We start from the raw sequence: 17,524 nt of genomic DNA, 5'->3' as shown, positions 1-17,524 counted from the left end.
CGTCGGTTTTGAACCGTAAACCTGCGTAGTTTACCGTAGAGACGATACCGTGGCACGGATATTGCCGCTGCAGCGTGCACTAAAGCATATAATTTTAACGGCTATTTGCGCATTGCTCAATCTATACGCAAAGAAGTTTAGATGTCCAGATGTATTGACGTCCATACTTTCAATGTTTACTCTGGTGCCTGACTTTTCACCTAATTAGCCAGGAAGCCTTCACCATGACGCGTAAACAGGCCACCATCGCAGTGCGTAGCGGATTGAATGATGACGAGCAGTACGGCTGTGTTGTCCCGCCGATTCATCTTTCCAGTACCTATAATTTCACCGGATTTAATGAACCCCGTGCGCATGACTACTCGCGTCGTGGCAACCCTACGCGTGATGTTACCCAGCGCGCGCTGGCGGAACTGGAAGGTGGCGCAGGGGCAGTATTAACCAATACCGGCATGTCTGCCATTCATCTGGTGACTACCGTGTTCCTGAAGCCGGGCGATCTGCTGGTTGCGCCGCACGACTGTTACGGCGGCAGCTATCGTCTGTTTGATAGCCTGGCAAAACGCGGCTGTTACCGGGTGTTGTTTGTCGATCAAAATGACGAACAGGCGCTGAAACAGGCGCTGGCAGAGAAGCCGAAGCTGGTGCTGGTGGAAAGTCCAAGCAATCCATTGTTGCGCGTTGTCGATATTGCGAAAATTTGTCAGCTCACAAGGGATGCGGGAGCGATAAGTGTAGTGGATAATACGTTCCTCAGTCCGGCCCTTCAGAACCCACTGGCGCTGGGTGCAGATCTGGTATTGCATTCATGCACTAAATATCTGAACGGTCATTCTGATGTCGTCGCAGGCGTGGTGATTGCAAAAGATCCCGACGTTGTCACCGAACTGGCATGGTGGGCCAATAACATTGGCGTCACCGCCGGGGCCTTCGACAGCTATCTGCTGTTACGCGGGATTCGCACGCTGTCGCCGCGTATGGAGGTGGCACAGCGCAATGCCCAGGCGATTGTCGATTTCCTGAAAACGCAGCCGCTGGTGAAGAAGCTTTATCACCCGTCGCTGCCTGAAAACCAGGGGCACGAGATTGCCGCGCGTCAGCAGAAAGGGTTTGGCGCGATGTTAAGTTTTGAACTGGACGGTGACGAGCAAACGCTGCGTCGCTTCCTGAGCGGGCTGTCATTGTTTACGCTGGCGGAATCGTTAGGTGGGGTTGAAAGTTTGATCTCCCACGCCGCAACCATGACGCACGCAGGTATGGCACCAGAGGCACGTGCCGCCGCCGGGATTTCTGAGACGCTGCTGCGGATCTCAACCGGTATTGAAGATTCTGAAGATTTAATTGCCGATCTGGAAAATGGCTTCCGGGTCGCAGCCAAGGGGTAATCATGAGTGTGATAGCGCAGGCAGGGGCGAAGGGTCGTCAACTGCACAAGTTTGGTGGTAGTAGTCTTGCTGATGTGAAGTGTTACCTGCGCGTTGCAGGGATCATGACAGAGTATTCACAGCCGGGTGACATGATGGTTGTCTCCGCGGCGGGCAGCACCACCAACCAGCTGATTAGCTGGCTGAAATTGAGCCAGACCGATCGCCTCTCTGCGCATCAGGTGCAACAGTCCTTACGCCGTTACCAGAGTGAGCTGATTGCCGGTTTGCTGCCTGCAGACGTGGCGGATGGGCTGATTAGCGCTTTTACGCATGACCTTGAGCGTCTGGCCGCCCTGCTGGACAGCGGTATTACCGATGCGGTGTACGCCGAAGTGGTGGGGCACGGTGAAGTGTGGTCTGCGCGCCTGATGGCCGCCGTGCTGCAACATCTGGGCGTTGAGGCTGCCTGGCTCGACGCGCGTGATTTCCTGCGTGCCGAACGCGCCGCACAGCCACAGGTGGACGAAGGTCTATCCTACCCGCTGCTGCAACAGTTGCTGGTACAGCATCCGGGTAAACGCATTGTGGTGACCGGCTTTATCAGCCGCAGCAATGCCGGGGAAACCGTGCTGTTGGGGCGTAACGGCTCTGACTACTCGGCGACGCAAATCGGTGCCCTGGCGGGCGTGTCCCGCGTCACCATCTGGAGTGACGTCGCCGGTGTTTACAGCGCTGATCCACGCAAGGTGAAAGACGCCTGCCTGCTGCCGCTGCTGCGCCTGGATGAAGCCAGCGAGCTGGCACGTCTGGCCGCGCCGGTTCTGCACGCGCGTACGCTGCAGCCGGTTTCCGGCAGCGATATCGATCTGCAGCTGCGCTGCAGTTACACCCCGGATCAGGGCTCCACGCGCATCGAACGCGTGCTGGCATCCGGTACGGGAGCGCGTATTGTCACCAGCCACGACGACATCTGCCTGATTGAGTTCCAGGTCCCGGCGGGCCAGGACTTCAAACTGGCGCATAAAGATATCGACACGATCCTCAAACGTGCTCAGGTGCGTCCGCTGGCGGTTGGCGTACATAACGACCGTCAACTGCTGCAGTTCTGCTACACCGCCGAAGTGGCAGACAGCGCGCTAAAAATTCTGGATGAAGCGGGCCTGCCGGGCGAGCTTCGTCTGCGTCAGGGGCTGGCGCTGGTGGCGATGGTGGGCGCGGGCGTCACCCGTAACCCACTGCACTGCCACCGCTTCTGGCAACAGCTGAAAGGGCAACCGGTTGAATTTACCTGGCAGTCGGAAGAGGGCATCAGCCTCGTTGCCGTCCTGCGTAAAGGGCCAACTGAGAGCCTGATTCAGGGTCTGCATACCTCTCTGTTCCGTGCGGAAAAACGCATCGGCCTGGTGTTGTTCGGTAAAGGCAACATCGGTTCTCGCTGGCTGGAGCTGTTCGCGCGCGAGCAGGTCACGCTCTCAGCACGTACCGGCTTTGAATTTATCCTCGCCGGAGTGGTGGACAGCCGCCGCAGTCTGTTGAACTACGAGGGGCTGGATGCCAGCCGCGCACTTGCCTTCTTTAATGATGAAGCGGTTGAACAGGACGAAGAGGCGCTGTTCCTGTGGATGCGCGCGCACCCGTATGACGATCTGGTGGTGCTGGACGTTACTGCCAGCGAACAGCTTGCCGATCAGTATCTTGATTTCGCCAGCCACGGTTTCCACGTCATCAGTGCGAACAAACTGGCGGGGGCAAGCAGCACCGATAAGTACCGTCAGATCCACGACGCGTTCGAAAAAACCGGTCGTCACTGGCTCTATAACGCCACCGTAGGCGCGGGTCTGCCGGTTAACCATACCGTGCGCGATCTGATTGAAAGCGGCGACAGCATTCTGGCGCTGAGCGGTATTTTCTCCGGTACGCTCTCCTGGCTGTTCCTGCAGTTTGATGGCACCGTACCGTTCACTGACCTGGTGGATCAGGCGTGGCAGCAGGGGCTAACCGAACCCGATCCCCGCGTCGATCTTTCCGGTAAAGATGTGATGCGTAAGCTGGTGATCCTGGCGCGTGAAGCCGGTTATGACATTGAACCCGGCGCTGTTCGCGTCGAGTCGCTGGTGCCGGCAGGCTGCGAGGAAGGATCCATTGATCACTTCTTTGAAAACGGTGATGAACTGAACGAGCAGATGCTGCAACGTCTGGAAGCCGCAAACGAGATGGGCCTGGTGCTGCGCTATGTGGCGCGTTTCGAGGCCAACGGTAAAGCGCGTGTGGGTGTTGAGGCGGTGCGTCCTGAACATCCGCTGGCGGCGCTGCTGCCTTGCGATAACGTCTTTGCAATCGAAAGCCGCTGGTACCGCGATAACCCACTGGTGATCCGTGGCCCGGGTGCAGGGCGCGATGTCACCGCCGGGGCGATCCAGTCGGACATCAATCGTCTCGCTAAGTTGCTGTAATCCCGCATGTTCCCTCTCCCGGTGGGAGAGGGCCAGGGTGAGGGCAAGCAACCGCACTCACCCCATCATGAATTTCCTTCATCTTCCCTGAGCATTCCTCACCGTTATTGTTGATTATTTCTGTTGACGTCACTCCGCTTTTCCGTCATTTTTACATCTGGACGTCTAAACGTATAGAAGTTCACAACACAACAAACAACGACACGCGAAAGATAGAGGTAAGGTATGAGCTTTTTTCACGCCAACCAGCGGGAAGCCCTGAATCAGAGCCTGGCCGAAGTAAACGGCCAGATTAACGTCTCTTTTGAATTTTTCCCGCCGCGCACCAGTGAAATGGAGCAAACCCTCTGGAGCTCTATCGATCGCCTGAGCAGCCTGAAACCGAAATTTGTCTCCGTGACCTACGGCGCGAACTCCGGCGAGCGTGACCGTACGCACAGCATTATTAAAGGCATTAAAGACAGAACCGGTCTGGAAGCGGCGCCGCATCTGACCTGTATCGACGCCACCGGTGACGAGCTGCGTGCTATCGCCCAGGATTACTGGAATAACGGGATTCGTCATATCGTCGCCCTGCGCGGCGACCTGCCGCCGGGTAGCGGTAAGCCCGAAATGTATGCGGCGGATCTGGTCGCGCTGCTGAAAGACGTTGCCGATTTTGATATCTCCGTGGCGGCGTACCCGGAAGTGCATCCGGAAGCGAAAAGCGCTCAGGCCGACCTCCTTAACCTGAAGCGTAAAGTAGATGCCGGTGCGAACCGGGCCATTACTCAGTTCTTCTTTGATGTGGAAAGCTACCTGCGCTTCCGTGACCGCTGCGTTTCTGCGGGTATCGACGTGGAAATCATCCCGGGTATTCTGCCGGTCTCTAACTTCAAACAGGCGAAGAAATTTGCCGATATGACCAACGTACGCATTCCGCTGTGGATGTCCAAAATGTACGAAGGGCTGGACGATGATCCGGAAACGCGCAAGCTGGTGGGTGCCAATATCGCAATGGACATGGTGAAAATTTTAAGTCGGGAAGGGGTAAAAGATTTCCACTTCTACACGCTGAACCGCGCGGAAATGAGCTACGCCATTTGTCATACGCTCGGTGTTCGCCCGGCGTAATAAACATCAAGCCCTCCTGAATGGAGGGCTTTTTAGTCTGGCTAAAAGTTAAAAGGTATTAGCTATCGAATCTGTGGATTAATTCAACTATATCTTATTGCTAGTGGTGTATATCGTAACGGTAACACTGTAAAAGGGAGCATAGCGATGAGCACGTCAGACGAGAGCAATAAAGCGGCATCAGTCGGCAAATGCCCGTTCCACCAGGGCGGCGTCGATCACAGCGCGGGGGCAGGTACAGGCAGCCGCGACTGGTGGCCAAAACAACTCCGCATCGATCTTCTTAACCAACATTCCAATCGTTCGAACCCTCTGGGCGAAGACTTCGACTACCGCAAAGAATTTAGCAAGCTGGATTACTCCGCCCTCAAGGGCGATCTCAAAGCACTCTTAACCGACTCTCAACCGTGGTGGCCAGCCGACTGGGGCAGCTATGCGGGCCTGTTTATTCGCATGGCCTGGCACGGTGCGGGAACCTATCGCTCCGTCGACGGGCGCGGCGGTGCCGGACGCGGTCAACAGCGCTTTGCGCCGCTGAACTCCTGGCCAGATAACGTCAGTCTGGATAAAGCTCGCCGTCTGCTGTGGCCGATCAAGCAAAAATATGGTCAAAAAATCTCCTGGGCCGACCTGTTTATTCTTGCGGGTAACGTGGCGCTGGAAAACTCCGGCTTCCGTACCTTTGGTTTTGGTGCCGGGCGTGAAGATGTCTGGGAACCGGATCTCGACGTTAACTGGGGGGATGAAAAAGCCTGGCTGACCCATCGTGACCCGGAAGCGCTGGCGAAACGTCCGCTGGCGGCCACTGAAATGGGGCTGATCTACGTTAACCCGGAAGGACCAAACGCCAGCGGTGAACCGCTGTCCGCGGCGGCAGCCATTCGCGCCACCTTCGGTAACATGGGAATGAACGACGAAGAGACCGTGGCGCTGATTGCCGGGGGGCATACGCTCGGTAAAACTCATGGTGCGGGTGAAGCAACGCACGTTGGCACAGACCCGGAAGCGTCACCGATTGAAGCGCAGGGCTTGGGCTGGGCCAGCACGCACGGTACCGGTATTGGCGCTGACGCCATTACTTCCGGTCTGGAAGTCATCTGGTCACAAACCCCGACCCAGTGGAGCAACTATTTCTTCGAGAACCTGTTCAAATACGAATGGGTACAAACCCGTAGCCCGGCCGGTGCGATTCAGTTTGAAGCCGTGGACGCGCCTGAGATCATGCCAGACCCGTTCGACCCGTCGAAAAAACGCAAACCGACTATGCTGGTTACCGACCTGACGCTGCGTTTTGACCCGGAATTCGAAAAAATTTCCCGTCGCTTCCTGAACGATCCGCAGGCTTTCAACGAAGCCTTCGCCCGCGCGTGGTTCAAACTGACCCACCGCGATATGGGGCCAAAATCGCGTTATCTTGGCCCGGAAGTGCCGAAAGAAGATCTGATCTGGCAGGATCCGCTGCCGGAGGCAGTATTCAATCCGACCAAAGAGGACATTGAGAGCCTGAAGGCGGAAATTGCAGCATCCGGGCTCTCCGTGAGCGAACTGATTTCCGTGGCATGGGCGTCAGCCTCAACCTTCCGCGGCGGTGACAAGCGTGGCGGTGCCAACGGTGCGCGTCTGGCGCTTGCGCCTCAGCGCAACTGGGATGTTAATGCCGCAGCCGTACGCGCATTGCCTGCTCTGGAAGCTATTCAGCGCACCACCAATAAAGCCTCACTGGCCGATATCATTGTGCTCGCGGGTGTGGTAGGCGTTGAGCAGGCGGCGAAAGCGGCAGGCGTTTACGTCACCGTACCGTTCACGCCGGGCCGTGTGGATGCACGTCAGGATCAGACGGATATTGATATGTTTAACCTGCTTGAACCGATTGCTGACGGTTTCCGTAACTATCGTGCGCAGGTTGATGTTTCCACCACCGAATCGCTGCTGATTGATAAAGCCCAGCAGTTGACGTTAACCGCACCAGAAATGACGGTGCTGATCGGCGGCCTGCGCGTACTGGGTGCAAACTTCGACGGCAGTAAAAATGGTGTGTTCACCAACCGCGAAGGCGTGCTGAGCAATGACTTCTTCGTGAACCTGCTGGATATGAACACCCAGTGGAAGGCGACCGATGAATCGAACGAGCTGTTTGCCGGAAGCGATCGCACCAGCGGTGAAGTGAAATACACTGCCACTCGCACTGACCTGGTCTTCGGCTCTAACGCTGTCCTTCGCGCGCTGGCAGAGGTGTACGCCAGCAGTGATGCTCACGAGAAGTTCGTTCGCGACTTCGTTGCAGCGTGGGCGAAGGTGATGGATCTGGACCGTTTTGACGTGAAATAACCATTGAGCCGGGTACGCATAGCGCACCCGGCTTTTTTGTTACTCCCACTCCTGCAGGAAACGCTGTCCATACTGGTCGGCAACCAGCAGTGCCGCGTAAACTTGATCCGGCGACACGCCACCCGGCATGTTGTGAATGGTCTCTCCCTCAGCGCAAGACGCTTCGGCAATCAGGCGCATTTTGGCCGGAATGTCTTCTTTGATGTTCAGCTGCGCCAGCGTGATCGGCAATCCAACGCTGTGGCAAAGCGCCGCGACGGTTTCGATCTCCTCAACCGGCGCGTTTTCCAGCACCAGTTGCGTCAGCGTACCAAACGCCACTTTTTCACCGTGGTAGAAGTGATGCGCATCCGGCACTGCCGTCATCCCGTTGTGAATGGCATGCGCTGCCGCCAGCCCGCCGCTTTCAAACCCTACGCCGCTCAGATAGGTATTGGCTTCGATAATGCGTTCCAGCGCCGGGGTTACTACGTGCTGCTCGGCGGCCAGCATCGCTTTCTCGCCCTCTTCAATCAGCGTGTTGTAGCACAGCTCGGCAAGCGCTAACGCGGCCTGTGTGCACTTGCCGCCCGCCATGGTGGTCGCGCCACTGCGGGAACAGGCACGCGCTTCAAACCAGGTGGCAAGGGCATCACCAATTCCGGCGGCCAGCAGACGCGGCGGCGCACCAGCCACCACTTTGGTGTCGACAATCACCATATTGGGGTTATGCGGCAGCATCAGATAGCGTTCAAATTCGCCGCTGTCGGTGTAAATCACAGAAAGGGCGCTGCACGGGGCATCGGTGGAGGCGATAGTCGGGGCGATAGCGACCGGCACGTCCATAAAATGTGCCAGCGCTTTGGCGGTATCCAGCGTTTTACCGCCGCCAATGCCCAGCACCGCCATGCAGTCCGCACTGTCGGCCAGTTTTTTCAGACGATCGATCTCATTTTTCGAACATTCGCCGCCAAACGGCGCGATTTCGGCATGTAGCTCTGCATTTTTAAAACTCTGGCGCAGGGTCTCTTCGGCAAAACCCAGCACAAATTTATCGCCAACAACCAGCCAGCGTGTAGCCAGAGGTTTCAGATAGTCGCCGAGACGGGTGAGAACATCAGCGCCCTGGATATATTTCCCCGGCGATTGAATGATACGGTCCATAACATATCTCCCTTAGAGGTTGAGGTTACCAAACGCGTTTTTCCAGTCCTGCTCGAACTTCTCTATTGCTGACTCTACCGCCGGCGTGCCGAGCATTTGTGGCGCTACATCTAAGGGAAGCGTGATTGCTTCACATCCGGCGAGCAGGCAGTCCAGCGCCTGGCGTGGCGTTTTGAAGCTGGCTGCCAGCACCTTGCTCTCCGGTGCATGCTGTTCCAGCAGGGATTGCAGCTCCTGAACCATGCGAATGCCGTCCCCGCCCTGGGCATCCACGCGGTTTACGTATGGCGCGACATATTTTGCCCCGGCCAGCGCGGCCAGCAGGCCTTGCGCGGCGCTGTACACGGCGGTACCCAGCGTAGTGATGCCCGCTGTTTTTAGCGCCTTAATGGCGATAAGCCCCTGGGCGGTGACCGGGATTTTCACCACGATATCCGGGATAGCATTGCTCAGGCGTTTGGCTTCGGCCACCATGCCTTCTGCGTCGCGGCTCATTGTCTGGGCGAACAGCCTGCCTTTCGGTCCAATGGCGTTTTGCAGGCGCGGCAGCACCTCCCAGATTGACTCACGGCTGGCGGCAATGATGCTCGGATTGGTGGTGACGCCTGCAAGGGGGAAAACGCGCGCAAGGCGTTCTACTTCTGCCACGTTGGCGGTATCCAGATACAGTTCCATTATTTTTCCTTAAGTCAGAAAGATTGATTTAAGGATAAGGCGGGGCGGCAGGCGGGATATACAGGTCAATTTTGCCAAATACTGGACAAATGTAACGTGCTTAGCGATGTGCGATGCCGATCACAGTGCTAGTTTTTGGCGGTTAACTGGCTGTGATACTGGCGGCGATATTCGGAAGGAGAACGTTCGGTGTGTTTGCGAAACAGGCGGCAGAAGTAGTTGCTGTCCATAAAACCGCATCGTGCGGCGATATCCTTGATTTTGAGATCGTAGCCTTTAAGCAACTGTCGGGCATGTTCAAGTCGGGTTTGGGTCAGGTATTCGTTGAATCCGACACTGCCAACTTTCTGAAAGAGATGGGAAAGATAGTTTGGGGAGATGTAGAACGCCTGCGCCACCGATTCGCGCGTTAACAAAGAGGCGTGATGTTCGTCGATATAGCTACGAACCGCTTCGAAGAGCGCGCGACTGCGGTTGGCGGTGCGAATGTTGCTGCCAAAAAGATCCCGGCAGTGGCTGAGCAGACTCAGTACCACCAGCCTCGCGGTGTCTTGTTCATCCGGTTGCATCTGTAATTCGGCTAGTGTCTGGAGGAGAAACGCGCCGGTTCGCGGGCCACGCCGGGCGACCTGGAGCCGCTGCACAAGCACGTTCTCACGCTGTAACTCAATGGCCATTTGCTGCTTACTGAAGTTGATTCGCAGGAAGTTAGCCGGGTGATGAGTCACGTGCCCGGATGAGGAAAATATCGCCTCACAAGAGTTATCAAGGATAATAATGAGGCAGGGCGCTGTTCGGGGGGACTGCTCAGCCCTGGCTGAGAAATGAATCTGACCCAGCGATAACGTGCGGTTAACCAGGTCTGTCAAAATTCGGGTGATATCGGAATGCATCAGGAGACTACCGAAATGTGCCGGGTGGCGCTGACGCTTACCCGGCCTACCTGTCGTAGGCCCGGCAAGCGAAGCGCCGCCGGGCAGTGAGCATTAGCCGGTGTTACGCATACCCGCTGCAACGCCCGCAATCGTCACCATCAGCGCTTGTTCAACGCGTGGATCCGGATCTTTACCTTCCTCTTCCGCCAGACGCGAACGGTGCAGCAGCTCCGCCTGCAGGACGTTCAGTGGGTCGGTATAGATGTTACGCAGCTGGATAGACTCGGCAATCCACGGCAGATCGGCCATCAGATGGGAGTCGTTGGCGATATCCAGCACCACTTTGATGTCGCCTTCCAGCAGTTCGCGCAGCTCTTTACCCAGCGCCCACAGCTCTGGTTTCACCAGGCGCTGATCGTAGTATTCCGCCAGCCACAGGTCAGCTTTCGAGAAGACCATCTCCAGCATACCCAGACGGGTAGAGAAGAATGGCCAGTCGCGGCACATGGTTTCCAGTTCGTTCTGTTTGCCATCTTCCACCACCTTCTGCAGCGCCGCACCGGCACCCAGCCAGGCTGGCAGCATCAGACGGTTCTGCGTCCAGGCGAAGATCCACGGGATTGCACGCAGAGACTCCACGCCGCCGGTCGGACGACGCTTAGCCGGACGTGAACCCAGCGGCAGTTTGCCCAGCTCCTGCTCTGGCGTAGCAGAGCGGAAGTAAGGTACGAAGTCTTTGTTTTCACGCACGTAGCCGCGGTACAGGTCGCACGAGATGTCAGACAGCTCATCCATAATGCGACACCAGGACTCTTTCGGCTCCGGCGGTGGCAGCAGGTTTGCTTCGAGAATCGCACTGGTGTAGAGAGACAGGCTGCTGATGGTCACTTCCGGCAGGCCGTATTTGAAGCGGATCATCTCGCCCTGTTCGGTCACGCGCAGGCCGCCTTTCAGGCTTCCCGGCGGCTGAGAGAGCAGCGCCGCGTGCGCAGGCGCACCGCCACGGCCAATGGAGCCACCGCGACCGTGGAACAGCGTCAGCTCAATACCGGCTTTCTCGCAGGTTTTGATCAGCGCGTCCTGCGCCTGATACTGCGCCCAGGATGCCGCCATCACGCCCGCATCTTTTGCGGAGTCGGAATAGCCGATCATCACCATCTGTTTGCCCTGAATAAAGCCGCGATACCAGTCGATGTTCAGCAGCTGGGTCATTACATCATTGGCGTTGTTCAGGTCGTCGAGGGTTTCAAATAGCGGGGCGACCGGCAGGGCATAGTCGATACCGGCTTCTTTCAGCAGCAGGTGAACGGCCAGCACGTCGGACGGGGTTTTCGCCATCGAGATCACATAGGCGGCGACCGATCCTTTCGGCGCATCCACGATCGCTTTACAGGTGTTGAGCACTTCGCGGGTTTCGTTGCTTGGCTCCCAGTTGCGCGGCAGCAGAGGACGCTTGGAGTTCAGCTCGCGGATCAGGAAGGCCTGTTTGTCGGCTTCAGACCAGCTTTCGTAGTCGCCAATGCCAAGATAACGTGTCAGTTCGCCCAGCGCTTCGGTATGGCGGGTGCTCTCCTGACGCACGTCGATACGCACCAGCGGCACGCCAAAACACTTCACGCGGCGCAGGGTGTCGAGTAGTTCGCCATTGGCGATGATGCCCATCCCGCAGGCCTGCAGCGATTTATAGCAAGCGTATAGCGGTTCCCAGAGCTGTTCGTTCTGGCTCAGCAGACCTTCCGGCTTCGGCAGGCGCTGGCCTTTCAGGCGTGCTTCCAGCCAGGCCTGGGTCGCCATCAGCTGGCTACGCAGTTTTTTCATCAGGAAACGATACGGCTCGCTGGCACCTTCTTCACCGGCCAGCGCGCGCAGTTCTGGCGTTGCTTCTACCATCGACAGCTCGGAGATCAGCACCTGAATGTCTTTCAGGAACAGATCGGTGGCTTTCCAGCGGCTCAGCAGCAGCACGTGGCGGGTGATTTCTGCCGTCACGTTCGGGTTACCGTCGCGGTCACCGCCCATCCAGGAGGTAAAGCGTACCGGAACAAAATCTACCGGCAGGCGGTAGCCCAGGTTTGCTTCCAGCTGTTCGTTCAGCTCACGCAGGTAGTTCGGAACCCCTTCCCACAGGCTGTTTTCCACCACCGCAAAGCCCCATTTGGCCTCGTCTACCGGGCTTGGGCGATGCTTACGAATTTCATCGGTGTGCCAGGACTGCGCAATCAGCTGGCGCAGACGGCGCATCAGCTGGTTACGTTCGTAGTCGGCAATGTCTTTGTTATCCAACTGTTTCAGACAGTTGTTCACTTCAACCATTTTGTGGATCAGGGTACGACGGGTGATTTCAGTTGGGTGGGCAGTCAGCACCAGCTCCAGCGAAAGGGACTCCACCGCTTTTTTAATGGTGGCTTCGTTGAGGTTTGGCTGGTCTTTGAGTTTACGAAGCGTACGGGCAATGACTTCCGGGTTGCTGGCAGCTTCGCCGTTTGGCGAAATGCTATGGTATTGCTCAGCCGTGTTTGCCAGGTTCAGGAACTGGCTGAATGCGCGTGCAACGGGCAGCAGCTCATCGTTAGAGAGGTTCTGCAAGGTGGTGAGCAGCTCCTGACGACTCGCTTCGTTACCGGCACGGGAAGATTTAGACAGCTTGCGGATGGTTTCAACGCGGTCGAGGATGTTTTCCCCCAACGCATCTTTGATGGTATCTCCAAGCACTTTGCCGAGCATACTGACATTACTACGCAACGCGGAATATTGTTCGTTCATAAAAACCCAGTCACCCCATCATTTTTGTTTATGCCCATGCGAAAATCTTCTGGACATTATTTTGTCATCTCCCTTTATAAAGCCACGTAAAACCCCCGTCGTCAATTGCTGCGAAAACGGTTCAGCAAACGAATAAATGCGGGCAATTTACGAAATTTAATTCGCATTGCGTCAGATAAGAGATGCTTATGGGAATGTGACGGAGATCGCGGGATTTGTTGCCCTCACCCTAACCCTCTCCCACCGGGAGAGGGGACTGATCGGTGCGGTTTTAATGCCAGCAGAAGTGATGCACGACCTGGGTAATCAGTTCGCGGGTGGGCTTGATGAAGCGGGTTTCCAGGTATTCATCCGGCTGGTGCGCCTGGTTGATGGAGCCTGGGCCAAGTACCAGCGTAGGGCACAGCGTCTGAATAAACGGCGCTTCGGTGCAGTAGTTCACCACGTCGGTTTTCTCACCGAGCAGTTTTTCCACCACCTCAACCAGCTGATGATCGGGCGGACATTCATAACCCGGGATCGGTGGATGCAGTTCAGACACCGTCAGGCGGCCAGGCCAGCGTTCACTCACCGGGGCCAGCGCTTCGGTCAGCAAGCCGTCGAGATCGCTTAGCGTCATGCCCGGCAGCGGACGGATATCCATGTGCAGCTCACAGCAGGCGCAGATACGGTTAGAGGCATCGCCACCGTGCAGGCTCCCGAGGTTCAGCGTTGGATACGGCACGGTGAAGGCGTCGTAGTGATACCGCTCTTTCAGTTCATCGCGTAGAGTCATGATGCGGCCGATGGCGTCGTGCATCAGTTCAATGGCGTTCACGCCACGCGCCGGATCGCTGGAGTGGCCAGACTGGCCCATCACGCGCACTGCCGTGGAAATATGGCCTTTATGCGCACGGATCGGTTGTAATGACGTTGGCTCACCGATGATGGCGCAATCCGGGCGAATCGATGTGTTTTCTGAGAAGTAACGCGCCCCCGCCATGCTGGTCTCTTCATCGGCGGTCGCCAGAATGTAGAGCGGCTTTTTCAGTTTTGTCACGTCCACGTCACGCAGCGCGTCAAGGATAAAGGCGAAGAAGCCTTTCATGTCGGCGGTGCCAAGGCCGTAAAGCTTGTTGTCATGTTCGGTCAGGGTAAACGGGTCGCGGGTCCAGCGGCCATCGTCAAAGGGCACCGTGTCGGTATGACCGGCCAGCAGCAGTCCGCCTGCGCCGTGTCCGGTGCTGGCGAGCAGGTTAAATTTATGGCGTGTTCCAGGTACGGGCTGAACCTCAACGTTAAAGCCAAGATCGCTAAACCAACCCGCCAGCAGATTGATTAAAGACTCATTGCTCTGATCCAGCGCTTCTTCGGTCGCGCTGATGGAGGGTGTGGCAATCAGGGCGCGGTAAATCTCGATAAATGGCGGTAAGTTCATTTTCATTGTTGACACACCTTAGGTCGTGATAGTATCAATATTCATGCAATAAATGTGAATAAAAATACATTAACGTTGAGCATAAAGGAACCCGATGTTGAATACGCTGATTGTAGGCGCTAGCGGTTATGCGGGCGCAGAGCTTGTAAGCTACGTGAATCGCCATCCACATATGACCATAACCGCTTTGACCGTGTCAGCGCAAAGCAATGATGCAGGAAAGTTAATTTCCGATTTGCATCCGTGGCTTTTGGGCATTGTCGACTTGCCACTGCAGCCAATGTCTGACATCAGCGAGTTCACTGACGGCGTCGACGTGGTGTTTTTGGCCACCGCGCACGAGGTCAGTCACGACCTGGCGCCGCAATTCCTGGCGGCTGGTTGCGTGGTGTTCGACCTCTCCGGCGCGTTCCGTGTTAACGACGGCGCGTTCTACGAAAAATATTATGGCTTTACCCATCAGCATCCGGACCTGCTTGCAAAAGCCGTGTATGGGCTGGCGGAGTGGAGCGCAGACAAGCTGAAAGAAGCGGATCTGATTGCCGTGCCGGGCTGCTACCCGACGGCCGCACAGCTTTCTCTGAAGCCGCTGATCGACGCAGACCTGCTGGATCTGAACCAGTGGCCGGTGATCAACGCCACCAGTGGTGTAAGCGGTGCCGGACGCAAGGCTGCTATTTCTAACAGCTTCTGTGAAGTCAGCCTGCAGCCGTATGGCGTGTTTAATCACCGCCATCATCCGGAAATCACTACCCATCTGGGGGCCAATGTCATCTTTACACCGCACCTGGGCAGCTTCCCGCGTGGGATCCTCGAAACCATTACCTGCCGCCTGAAACCGGGCGTGACCAAAGACCAGGTGAGCGAGGCCTTTACTCAGGCGTATGCGGATAAACCGCTGGTGCGTCTCTACGACAAAGGCGTGCCCGCGCTGAAAAACGTGGTTGGCCTGCCGTTCTGCGACATCGGCTATGCCGTGCAGGGCGAGCATCTGATCGTGGTGGCAGCAGAAGATAACTTACTCAAAGGCGCTGCCGCTCAGGCAATGCAGTGTGCAAATATTCGTTTCGGTTTCCCGGAAACGCAGGCTCTTATATAAGGTGTGATGATGAACCCATTAATTATCAAACTCGGTGGTGTACTGCTGGACAGCGAAGAAGCGCTGGAGCGTCTGTTTACCGCGCTGGTTAACTATCGCGAATCGCACCAGCGTCCGCTGGTGATTGTGCACGGCGGCGGCTGCGTGGTGGATGAGCTGATGAAAGGGCTCAACCTGCCGGTGAAAAAGAAAAACGGCCTGCGCGTGACGCCTGCCGACCAGATTGACATCATCACCGGTGCGCTGGCAGGTACGGCGAATAAGACTCTGTTGTCCTGGGCGAAGAAACACCACATTGCCTCCGTTGGCCTCTATCTGGGCGATGGCGACAGCGTAAAAGTGACCCAGCTCGATGAAGAACTCGGCCACGTTGGACTGGCGCAGCCAGGTTCGCCTAAGCTGATTAACACGCTGCTGGAAGGCGGTTTCCTGCCGGTAGTGAGCTCTATCGGGGTGACCGAAGAGGGTGAGTTGATGAACGTGAATGCGGACCAGGCGGCAACGGCACTGGCGGCAACGCTGGGCGCGGACCTGATCCTGCTCTCCGATGTGAGCGGTATTCTGGATGGCAAAGGCCAGCGCATTGCGGAAATGACCGCGGCAAAAGCCGAACAGCTGATCGCCCAGGGCATTATTACCGACGGGATGATCGTCAAAGTGAATGCCGCGCTGGATGCCGCCCGTACGCTCGGTCGACCGGTGGATATCGCCTCCTGGCGTCACGCGGAGCAGCTTCCGGCGCTGTTTAACGGCACGCCAATTGGCACGCGTATTTTAGCGTAAGTTATTAATGAATGACCGTAGGCCGGGTAAGCGCAGCGCCACCCGGCGGAACTAACGAATAAAGGAACGATGTTATGGCACTTTGGGGTGGGCGTTTTACACAGGCAGCGGATCAACGGTTCAAACAGTTCAACGACTCTTTGCGCTTCGACTACCGCCTGGCCGAACAGGATATCGTCGGCTCTGTGGCCTGGTCCAAAGCGCTGGTGACGGTGGGCGTGCTGACCGCAGAGGAGCAGCAGCAGCTGGAAGAGGCGCTCAATAATCTGCTGGAAGAAGTGCGTCTGGATCCGCAGCAAATTCTGCAAAGCGATGCCGAAGATATTCACAGCTGGGTAGAAGGCAAACTGATCGACAAAGTTGGCCAGCTGGGTAAAAAGCTGCACACCGGCCGTAGCCGTAACGACCAGGTCGCGACCGATCTGAAGCTGTGGTGTAAAGATACCGTCGCGGAGCTGCTGGCGGCTAACCGTCAGCTGCAGAGCGCGCTGGTGGAAACGGCGCAGAACAACCAGGACGCGGTGATGCCGGGTTATACCCATTTGCAGCGCGCGCAGCCGGTGACCTTTGCGCACTGGTGTCTGGCCTATGTCGAGATGCTGGCGCGTGACGAAAGCCGCCTGCAGGATACCCTGAAGCGCCTGGACGTCAGCCCGCTGGGCAGCGGTGCGCTGGCGGGTACGGCATATGAAATTGACCGCGAGCAGCTGGCAGGCTGGCTGGGCTTTGCGTCTGCCACCCGTAACAGTCTGGACAGCGTCTCTGACCGTGACCACGTGCTGGAACTGCTGTCGAATGCTTCTATCGGGATGGTCCACCTGTCACGCTTTGCCGAAGACCTGATCTTCTTTAACTCTGGCGAAGCCGGATTTGTGGAGTTGTCTGACCGTGTAACGTCCGGCTCTTCCCTGATGCCGCAGAAGAAAAACCCGGATGCGCTGGAGCTGATTCGCGGGAAGTGTGGCCGCGTACAGGGCGCACTGACCGGCATGATGATGACCCTGAAAGGGCTGCCGCTGGCGTACAACAAAGATATGCAGGAAGACAAAGAAGGGCTGTTCGACGCGCTCGACACCTGGCTGGACTGCCTGCATATGGGTGCGCTGGTGCTGGACGGCATTCAGGTGAAACGTTCTCGTTGTCAGGAAGCGGCGCAGCAGGGTTATGCAAACGCGACCGAACTGGCGGATTACCTGGTGGCGAAAGGCGTACCGTTCCGTGAAGCGCACCACATTGTGGGCGAAGCGGTAGTGGAAGCGATTCGTCAGGGGAAACCGCTGGAAGAGCTGGCGCTTGCCGACCTGCAGAAATTCAGTGCGGTTATCGGGGAGGATGTGTACCCGATTCTCTCGTTGCAGTCATGCCTGGATAAGCGTGCGGCGAAAGGCGGTGTGTCGCCGAAGCAGGTGGCGCAGGCGATTGCGGACGCAAAAAACCGGTTGGTTTGATTTGTGCGGGCTGGTGCCCTCACCCCGGCCCCTCTCCCACTAGGAGAGGGGCTCGATCGG

The 17,524-nt window shown here is 57.0% G+C and carries 12 protein-coding genes; 7 read left to right on the top strand and 5 right to left on the bottom strand.

Annotated elements, in window-relative coordinates; all coding sequences use genetic code 11:
- Positions 1–224 precede the first annotated feature (224 nt).
- The 4 genes from metB (at position 225) to katG (ending at position 7,261) form a co-directional block, all read left to right on the top strand.
- Positions 225–1,385 (top strand): cystathionine gamma-synthase, encoded by a 1,161-nt coding sequence (gene metB / locus VF709_RS19100; RefSeq protein WP_013099309.1) that lies wholly within the window; start codon positions 225–227, stop codon positions 1,383–1,385.
- Between the two features lie 2 nt (positions 1,386–1,387).
- Positions 1,388–3,820, top strand: a complete 2,433-nt coding sequence (locus VF709_RS19095; RefSeq protein WP_029882892.1) for a bifunctional aspartate kinase/homoserine dehydrogenase II — start codon at positions 1,388–1,390, stop codon at positions 3,818–3,820.
- A 225-nt stretch (positions 3,821–4,045) separates the two neighbouring features.
- Positions 4,046–4,933 carry a methylenetetrahydrofolate reductase gene (gene metF, locus VF709_RS19090; RefSeq protein WP_013099307.1) on the top strand — a complete coding sequence of 296 codons (888 nt, stop codon included), beginning with the start codon at positions 4,046–4,048 and terminating at the stop codon, positions 4,931–4,933.
- Between the two features lie 147 nt (positions 4,934–5,080).
- Positions 5,081–7,261, top strand: a complete 2,181-nt coding sequence (gene katG / locus VF709_RS19085; protein WP_149896934.1) for a catalase/peroxidase HPI — start codon at positions 5,081–5,083, stop codon at positions 7,259–7,261.
- A 39-nt stretch (positions 7,262–7,300) separates the two neighbouring features.
- On the opposite strand, the gene gldA is transcribed toward katG, so the two are convergent.
- The 5 genes from gldA to argE form a co-directional block, all read right to left on the bottom strand.
- Positions 7,301–8,404, bottom strand: coding sequence for a bifunctional L-1,2-propanediol dehydrogenase/glycerol dehydrogenase (gene gldA, locus VF709_RS19080; protein WP_149896935.1), 1,104 nt, complete (start codon positions 8,402–8,404; stop codon positions 7,301–7,303).
- A 12-nt stretch (positions 8,405–8,416) separates the two neighbouring features.
- Complete coding sequence (gene fsa / locus VF709_RS19075; protein ID WP_440232178.1) at positions 8,417–9,079, bottom strand: fructose-6-phosphate aldolase; 663 nt, start codon at positions 9,077–9,079, stop codon at positions 8,417–8,419.
- A gap of 128 nt (positions 9,080–9,207) precedes the next feature.
- A complete protein-coding gene (locus VF709_RS19070) occupies positions 9,208–9,972 on the bottom strand; it encodes a helix-turn-helix transcriptional regulator (protein WP_440232177.1) in 765 nt (254 codons plus the stop codon).
- A gap of 93 nt (positions 9,973–10,065) precedes the next feature.
- Complete coding sequence (gene ppc, locus VF709_RS19065; RefSeq protein WP_013099302.1) at positions 10,066–12,717, bottom strand: phosphoenolpyruvate carboxylase; 2,652 nt, start codon at positions 12,715–12,717, stop codon at positions 10,066–10,068.
- A gap of 271 nt (positions 12,718–12,988) precedes the next feature.
- The gene (gene argE, locus VF709_RS19060; protein ID WP_013099301.1) at positions 12,989–14,140 is read right to left on the bottom strand and encodes an acetylornithine deacetylase; all 1,152 of its coding nucleotides are present in this window, start codon (positions 14,138–14,140) and stop codon (positions 12,989–12,991) included.
- Positions 14,141–14,228: 88 nt separating this feature from the next.
- On the opposite strand from argE, the gene argC reads away from it, so the two are divergent.
- From argC to argH, 3 genes are all read left to right on the top strand, one after another.
- Positions 14,229–15,233 (top strand): N-acetyl-gamma-glutamyl-phosphate reductase, encoded by a 1,005-nt coding sequence (gene argC, locus VF709_RS19055; protein ID WP_095453649.1) that lies wholly within the window; start codon positions 14,229–14,231, stop codon positions 15,231–15,233.
- Positions 15,234–15,239: 6 nt separating this feature from the next.
- Positions 15,240–16,016 (top strand): acetylglutamate kinase, encoded by a 777-nt coding sequence (gene argB / locus VF709_RS19050; RefSeq protein WP_020686923.1) that lies wholly within the window; start codon positions 15,240–15,242, stop codon positions 16,014–16,016.
- 74 nt (positions 16,017–16,090) lie between these two features.
- The gene (gene argH, locus VF709_RS19045; RefSeq protein ID WP_020686924.1) at positions 16,091–17,464 is read left to right on the top strand and encodes an argininosuccinate lyase; all 1,374 of its coding nucleotides are present in this window, start codon (positions 16,091–16,093) and stop codon (positions 17,462–17,464) included.
- The last annotated feature ends 60 nt before the right edge of the window (positions 17,465–17,524 follow it).

This window comes from Enterobacter sp. Lyrl_3, assembly GCF_051948675.1.
GTDB lineage: Bacteria > Pseudomonadota > Gammaproteobacteria > Enterobacterales > Enterobacteriaceae > Enterobacter > Enterobacter cloacae.
The sequence above is the reverse complement of the archived record's forward strand: the minus strand, read 5'-3'. Positions and strand labels throughout refer to the sequence as shown.

Excerpts from the sequence above, each read along its gene's own strand:
- metB (WP_013099309.1), top strand. The coding sequence starts at position 225 with ATGACGCGTAAACAGGCCACCATCGCAGTGCGTAGCGGATTGAATGAT.
- VF709_RS19095 (WP_029882892.1), top strand. The coding sequence starts at position 1,388 with ATGAGTGTGATAGCGCAGGCAGGGGCGAAGGGTCGTCAACTGCACAAG.
- metF (WP_013099307.1), top strand. The coding sequence starts at position 4,046 with ATGAGCTTTTTTCACGCCAACCAGCGGGAAGCCCTGAATCAGAGCCTG.
- katG (WP_149896934.1), top strand. The coding sequence starts at position 5,081 with ATGAGCACGTCAGACGAGAGCAATAAAGCGGCATCAGTCGGCAAATGC.
- gldA (WP_149896935.1), bottom strand. The coding sequence starts at position 8,404 with ATGGACCGTATCATTCAATCGCCGGGGAAATATATCCAGGGCGCTGAT.
- fsa (WP_440232178.1), bottom strand. The coding sequence starts at position 9,079 with ATGGAACTGTATCTGGATACCGCCAACGTGGCAGAAGTAGAACGCCTT.
- VF709_RS19070 (WP_440232177.1), bottom strand. The coding sequence starts at position 9,972 with ATGCATTCCGATATCACCCGAATTTTGACAGACCTGGTTAACCGCACG.
- ppc (WP_013099302.1), bottom strand. The coding sequence starts at position 12,717 with ATGAACGAACAATATTCCGCGTTGCGTAGTAATGTCAGTATGCTCGGC.
- argE (WP_013099301.1), bottom strand. The coding sequence starts at position 14,140 with ATGAAAATGAACTTACCGCCATTTATCGAGATTTACCGCGCCCTGATT.
- argC (WP_095453649.1), top strand. The coding sequence starts at position 14,229 with ATGTTGAATACGCTGATTGTAGGCGCTAGCGGTTATGCGGGCGCAGAG.
- argB (WP_020686923.1), top strand. The coding sequence starts at position 15,240 with ATGATGAACCCATTAATTATCAAACTCGGTGGTGTACTGCTGGACAGC.
- argH (WP_020686924.1), top strand. The coding sequence starts at position 16,091 with ATGGCACTTTGGGGTGGGCGTTTTACACAGGCAGCGGATCAACGGTTC.